Raw genomic sequence first — 6,012 nt, 5'->3', positions numbered from 1 at the left:
CCCCCCCCCCCCCCCCCCCCCCCCAACCGCCCCCCCCCACGCAATTCGGGCCCACCCCCACCCAAAAACCCCTTTCCCCCCACCCCCCGGCCCCGGGGGCTCCCCGGGCCCCCCGGGCTTTGTCGGGGATAACAGCGGCTCGAAGCGGCAGCAAGGCCGCCGTGTCTGCTCAAGCCTGGTCGTTGATCAGCCGGCGGAGCAATTCGAGTTCCTGCGCCAGCGTGTTGTCGGCGCCCGACAAGTCCTCGATCTTGCGCACGGCGTGGAGCACGGTGGTGTGGTCGCGCCCGCCGAACCTGCGGCCGATTTCCGGCAGCGAGCGAGGCGTCAGCACCTTGGAAAGATACATCGCCACCTGACGCGGCTTGACGATGGTGCGCGTGCGCCGGTTCGACAGCAATTCCGTTTTCGAGACGTTGTAGTGGCGCGCCACGATGCGTTGGATGTCTTCAATGCGCACACGCTTCGGTTCGCCCGTGCGATAGATGTGGCCGAGGATCTCGTCGATGCGGTCGATGGTGATCTGCGGCTCGAACGACTGACGGAATAGCAACTGGTTGAAGGCGCCTTCCAGTTCGCGACCCGAACCGGTCACGGTGCGCGCGACATGCTCCAGGATTTCGTCGGCTATATCGAGCGAGGCGTCATCGTGCTTGGCCGATGCCAGGCGCTGTTTCAGCATGGCAAGGCGCATTGTGTAGTCGGGCGCTGCCATTTCCAGCGCAACGCCGCCGTTCAGGCGTGAACGGACACGCGGCTCGAGCGACTCCAACTCGGATGGCGGCCGGTCTGCGGCGACAACCACCTGCTTGGCGCTGTCGAGCAGCATGTTGATGAGATGGCAGAATTCGTGCTGGATCGACTTGCCCTGCAGGAACTGCATGTCATCGATGATCAGCAGATCGATGTCGCGCAGTTGTTCCTTCAGCGTCAGCGCGTTGTTGTCTCGGATTGCAGTGGCGAAGCGCCACATGAAATATTCGGCAGTCAGGTAAACGACGCGCGATTTCGGGTTGTGGCGCAGCGATTCCGCGGCGATCGCCTGCAGAAGATGTGTCTTGCCGAGGCCGACCGTGGCGTGAAGGAACAGCGGATTGAAACGTACCGCGCTCGACGCGGATTCCGCAACTGCACGGGCAGCGGCAAAGGCCACCCGGTTCGATGGGCCCTCGACAAAGGAAGCAAAGGTGTAGCGGGGATCGAGTGGTGAGCCCAGCACGTTCTGGCGGAAATCCGGCTCCGTGGTCCGGGTCAGCGGGGCACGTTCCTGCTTGCTGGCGCCCAAAGTCGTACCAGACGAAAGCGTGGTCTGCGCCTGCTTGGCAACCTTACGCAGCGGTGCGGCTTCCAAGTCGGGAGCGGTATGGCGCGTGGCACTGCGCACAACCACCTCGACCTTCAGGATACCGGCCTCTTCTTGCTTCCAGAGTTCCGTGATGACGTCCAGATAGTGACCGTTGATCCACGAGCGCAGGAAAGCGGTCGGCACCGACATGCGGGCGACCCCCTTGGAAAGCTCGACCAGCTTCATGCGGCCGAACCAGCTGGAATAGACCTCACTGCCGAGACGGGCCTTCAACTGTGCCCTGATACGCTCGAACCGCTGTTCAGCCTCATTGCTAGCAGTCATTGCACTTTCTCCGACAATCTCTCCGGAGAAAGGAAAGCCGCCACTGAGCTCCCGATTTGCGCCACTGTGTATCATTCAGATCCTCGTTCATTGTCTGACTTGCACTGGCGGGCCGATCTTCGCAGCCTTCTTCCAGTACCATAACCTCCCACGCTCCCAGCCGCCGCAGGCTGGGGACATGGTCAAGCGCATGGGTCGGGTTTTATCCCTGCCAATGCAGCCCGGAGCGACAAGACAAAACAAGCCCGTCTGGCTGCATGCCAGCTACGTCCGACTTATTATGCCTTGTTAACCCCAGTCCCCACTACGCATCGAAAGGACAGACCCAGCCGTTCGCGGAATTGCTTCCGCGTTGCAGATTTTGCCTGTTTTTGGGCTAGGTCGAGAGCCTAACGGCCCGCCCCTCTCGATGACCAGACATTACAGAAATCGCTGTGGAAAGGGCAAGGCCGCGTCTAACGGATTTTTAACGAATCTGGCAGGCCCAAAGGGGCATTTTGGCCTCTTTAAGCGCACCTGCGCAGGCAAAGTTCTTGTGATTCAAACCCTTTTCCGGCGAATATGAAAAAGGGTAGCTGGCGCGAAATAATTTTTAAAAAATCGCTTGACATTGAGTTCTTCCTAAAGCCCGGCTGGCGATGTGCACAAGCTGTGGACAACCTCCCGCGGATCTTCTCTAAACCACTGAAGTTAAATGATTATTTATGCCGCTCAGATTGAGGTTGCGTCTCGAGCCCGGCTTCCGGAACAAAGATGCCGGCAAAGTTCTCGACATGTTCGAAAACTGCCGTTGCGGCAATTATCGAACGTTCATTTCAAGTCATTGCCGGCAAACGAAAAAACCCGGCGCACATGCGCCGGGTCTTCAGAATTTTGTGATATCGAAAGGTTTAGGCCGACAGCGTCTTAAGACGCTGAGCAAGGCGTGAAACCTTGCGCGAAGCCGTATTCCTGTGCAGCACGCCCTTGGTGGCGGCGCGCATCAATTCCGGCTGAGCGTCCTTGAAAGCGGCCTCTGCGGCAGCCTTGTCGCCAGCAGCCAGCGCTTCTTCCATCTTGCGCACATAGGTACGTACGCGCGAACGGCGGTTCTTGTTAATTGCCGCACGGCGGGCGATCTTGCGCGTAGCCTTCTTGGCCGACGAGGTATTGGCCATACTGCCTCTCTTCTGATCTCTATGGTAAGCGCTTGCGGCGTGCCGATGGGCGCAAAAAACAAAGGGGCAGCCACAGGCCGCCTCAGTCGTCGCGGCTTATAGTTCAGCTTTTCCGGCGCGTCAACGCCGAAGGCACGCATTTGCGTAGCCTTTTCAGCCTCAACGGTTGCTGAAATTGGCTTTTCGCTTCTCGGCGAAAGCCGCCATGCCTTCCTTTTGGTCATCGAGGGCGAACATGGAATGGAAAACGCGCCTTTCGAATCGCAATCCCTCGGCCAGGGTCGTTTCATACGAACGGTTGACCGCCTCCTTGGCCATCATCACGGCAGGCAGCGAAAAGTCAGCGATCTTAGCAGCTGCCTTCAACGCTTCATCGACCAATTCGGCGGCCGGTACGATCCGCGAGACAAGACCGCAGCGTTCGGCTTCGGCCGCGTCCATCATGCGGCCGGTCAAAACCATATCCATGGCTTTGGACTTGCCGACAAAGCGCGTAAGGCGTTGCGAGCCGCCCATGCCGGGCATGACGCCGAGGGTGATCTCCGGTTGGCCGAACTTGGCGTTGTCCCCGGCGATGATGAAGTCGCACATCATGGCGAGTTCGCAGCCACCGCCCAAAGCGTAGCCCGCCACTGCCGCGATGATAGGCTTACGCGCACGGGTGAGTTCTTCCCAGCCGACGAAGAAATCCTGCATGAAGGCTTCGATGTAGCTCTTGGCTTGCATCTCCTTGATGTCGGCGCCCGCGGCGAAAGCCTTCTCCGAGCCGGTTATGACCATGGCGCCGATACTGGCATCGGTCTCGAAGGTCTTCACTGCGTCGAGGATGTCGGCGAGCACCTGCGAGTTCAGGGCATTCAATGCCTTAGGCCGGTTCAGCGTAATTAGCCCGACCTTGCCGCGGGTTTCGGCGATGATCGTTTCATAAGCCATGGCTCGGTCTCCTCATTGCAGTGAGACCCGTCTAGCCTACTCCTGGCAGGAGCGGCAATAGAACGTGGAGCGGCCGCTCTGAACGATCCGCTCGATATACCCGCCACAGCCTGGCTTGGGGCAGGGGGCACCTTCACGGTCATAGACCGCGAAGGAGTGCTGAAAATAGCCCAGCGAGCCGTCCGTCTGTACATAGTCTTTCAGGGAGGAGCCTCCGGCCGCGATTGCGTCGGCTATAACCGACCGCACGGCTTCTGCCAGCTTTTCGCTTCGCTCCTTCGCCTGCTTGTCATGGCCAGCGATTGTGCCGGCTGCGCGCGTCGGCAAGAGGCCGGCACGCCACAAGGCTTCAGATACATAGATGTTGCCGAGACCAGCAATCAGCCGCTGATCGAGCAGCGCCGCTTTAAGAGGCGTCTTGCGGCCCTCGAACAGAGAGGCCAGCAGCGGGCCGTCCAAAGCATTGCCGGTGGGTTCGACACCGAGGTCCTTGAGCATGGGGTGCTCTCCGGGGGTACCTTCACCAAACAGCATGAAGCCGAAGCGACGCGGATCGTTGAAGACGACACGCGCCTCGCCGCCGGCCGCCGGCTCAAGATGGAATATGACATGGTCGTGTGCCGCGGCCTTCGAACGCTCGTGGTGAAACTCGCCCGGGACGTCCGCGCCATTGGCCTGTTCTATGCGAAAGGAACCGGACATGCCGAGATGGCAGATCAGTAGCGGTCCGTCCTGCACATGCATGGTCAGATATTTGGCGCGCCGGCCAAGCGCGGCGATACGCCTGCCTTCAAGGCGTTCAACGAAGCGTTCTGGAAAGGGAAAGCGCAGATCCGGGCGACGTGCCTCCACGGCCGTGATGCGGGCGCCTTCCATGACCGGTTGCAATCCGCGGCGGACGGTCTCAACCTCGGGCAACTCAGGCATGGTCACCGAGCTCTGCGAGGAAGGACGTGCCGTGTCGACCAGGGGCCAAGCCCAGATGTTCGGCCACGGTTTCACCGATATCGGCAAACGTTGCCCTAAGACCGATGTCGCCGCCCTTTCGGCCGCGTGCAATGCCGATCACAGGGATCCGCTCGCGTGTGTGATCGGTGCCACGCCAGGTCGGATCGTTGCCGTGGTCGGCCGTGAGGATGAACAGATCGCCGTCCTGCAATTTTGCCAGCGCTTCTGGGATGCGCTTGTCGAAGGCTTCGAGCGCTGCCGCATAGCCGGCAACGTCGCGACGATGGCCGAATTCGGTATCGAAGTCGACGAAATTAGCGAAGACCAGATCACCATCGCCTGCGTCGTCGATCGCGGTCAGCGCCTTGTCGAACATTGCCATGTTGCCCGGTGCTTTTCGCACTTCCGAAATGCCGCGATGCGCAAAGATGTCGCCGATCTTACCCACGGCGATCACCCGGCTGCCACGGGCCGTGAGCCGGTCGAGAAGCGTGGGCTCGGGTGGCGGAACGGAAAAATCGCGACGATTGGGTGTGCGGCGGAAGGTTGCTGCGGTTTCACCGACGAAGGGACGGGCAATCACACGCCCGATGTTCAACGGATCGACAAGCCCCCGCACGATCTTGCAGAACTCGTAAAGCCGTTCGAGGCCAAAATGCTCCTCATGGGCGGCGATCTGAAGAACGGAATCCACCGAGGTGTAGCAGATCGGTTTTCCTGTACGGATATGTTCTTCGCCGAAATCCTCGATCACGCCGGTACCCGACGCGTGACGGTTGGCGAGAATGCCGGGAACCTTGCCCTCGCGGATCATTGCTTCGGTGAGCGAGGCCGGGAAGGCCGGGACGGTGTCTGGGAAATACCCCCAGTCGAAACGGACGGGCAGGGCGGCAATTTCCCAGTGGCCCGATGGCGTGTCCTTACCGCTGGAAACTTCCTGCGCGGCACCGTGGAAAGCTCCTGGAGCGGCGGCCGCTGCGGGGAAGGCAAGGCCGGTTGCTGTCTTGGCGGCGAGGCCGAGACCAAGGGCGGCCATATTGGGCACGGTAAGGGGGCCGTTGCGAAGGCCTTCGCGATCGACTTCGCCAGCGGCGCATGCCGCCGCGATGTGGCCGAAAGTATCCGCACCGGCGTCGCCATACTTTTCGGCATCGGCTGCGCCGCCGATGCCGAAGGAATCCAGAACGAAGATGAAAGCGCGCGCCATTCGAACTCATCGGTTTGTTGTCGCCAAGACATAGGAGCGCGTGACAGCCTTGGCAATTCGGAAACCAAACGGCAACCGCTTACGCAGACAATGGGCAGTGACTTTCGGCCTTCTAGGCCGAAACCCTGGAACTTGGC

At 60.5% G+C, this 6,012-nt stretch carries 5 protein-coding genes; all 5 read right to left on the bottom strand.

Annotation, left to right across the window (positions count from 1 at the left end):
- Window positions 1-169: 169 nt before the first annotated feature.
- A complete protein-coding gene (dnaA, locus tag L4923_RS15295; RefSeq protein ID WP_239366531.1) occupies window positions 170-1,702 on the bottom strand; it encodes a chromosomal replication initiator protein DnaA in 1,533 nt (510 codons plus the stop codon).
- Between the two features lie 818 nt (window positions 1,703-2,520).
- Complete coding sequence (gene rpsT, locus L4923_RS15290) at window positions 2,521-2,787, bottom strand: 30S ribosomal protein S20 (RefSeq protein ID WP_239366517.1); 267 nt, start codon at window positions 2,785-2,787, stop codon at window positions 2,521-2,523.
- A gap of 159 nt (window positions 2,788-2,946) precedes the next feature.
- Entirely contained in the window at window positions 2,947-3,720 is a 774-nt protein-coding gene (locus L4923_RS15285; RefSeq protein ID WP_239366514.1) for an enoyl-CoA hydratase, read from the bottom strand.
- Window positions 3,721-3,756: 36 nt separating this feature from the next.
- Window positions 3,757-4,647, bottom strand: coding sequence for a bifunctional DNA-formamidopyrimidine glycosylase/DNA-(apurinic or apyrimidinic site) lyase (mutM, locus tag L4923_RS15280; protein ID WP_239366511.1), 891 nt, complete (start codon window positions 4,645-4,647; stop codon window positions 3,757-3,759).
- The gene (locus tag L4923_RS15275) at window positions 4,640-5,875 is read right to left on the bottom strand and encodes a phosphopentomutase (protein ID WP_239366508.1); all 1,236 of its coding nucleotides are present in this window, start codon (window positions 5,873-5,875) and stop codon (window positions 4,640-4,642) included. The genes mutM and L4923_RS15275 overlap by 8 nt, the downstream gene beginning before the upstream one ends.
- Between the last annotated feature and the right edge of the window lie 137 nt (window positions 5,876-6,012).

It is taken from the genome of Terribium retamae (assembly GCF_022347545.1).
GTDB classification, from domain to species: domain Bacteria; phylum Pseudomonadota; class Alphaproteobacteria; order Rhizobiales; family Rhizobiaceae; genus Mesorhizobium; species Mesorhizobium retamae.
This window is presented reverse-complemented; position numbering and strand designations above follow the sequence as displayed.

Bases quoted from the DNA above. Each gene is read 5' to 3' on its own strand.
- rpsT (WP_239366517.1), bottom strand. From the start codon at position 2,787: ATGGCCAATACCTCGTCGGCCAAGAAGGCTACGCGCAAGATCGCCCGC.
- L4923_RS15285 (WP_239366514.1), bottom strand. From the start codon at position 3,720: ATGGCTTATGAAACGATCATCGCCGAAACCCGCGGCAAGGTCGGGCTA.
- mutM (WP_239366511.1), bottom strand. From the start codon at position 4,647: ATGCCTGAGTTGCCCGAGGTTGAGACCGTCCGCCGCGGATTGCAACCG.
- L4923_RS15275 (WP_239366508.1), bottom strand. From the start codon at position 5,875: ATGGCGCGCGCTTTCATCTTCGTTCTGGATTCCTTCGGCATCGGCGGC.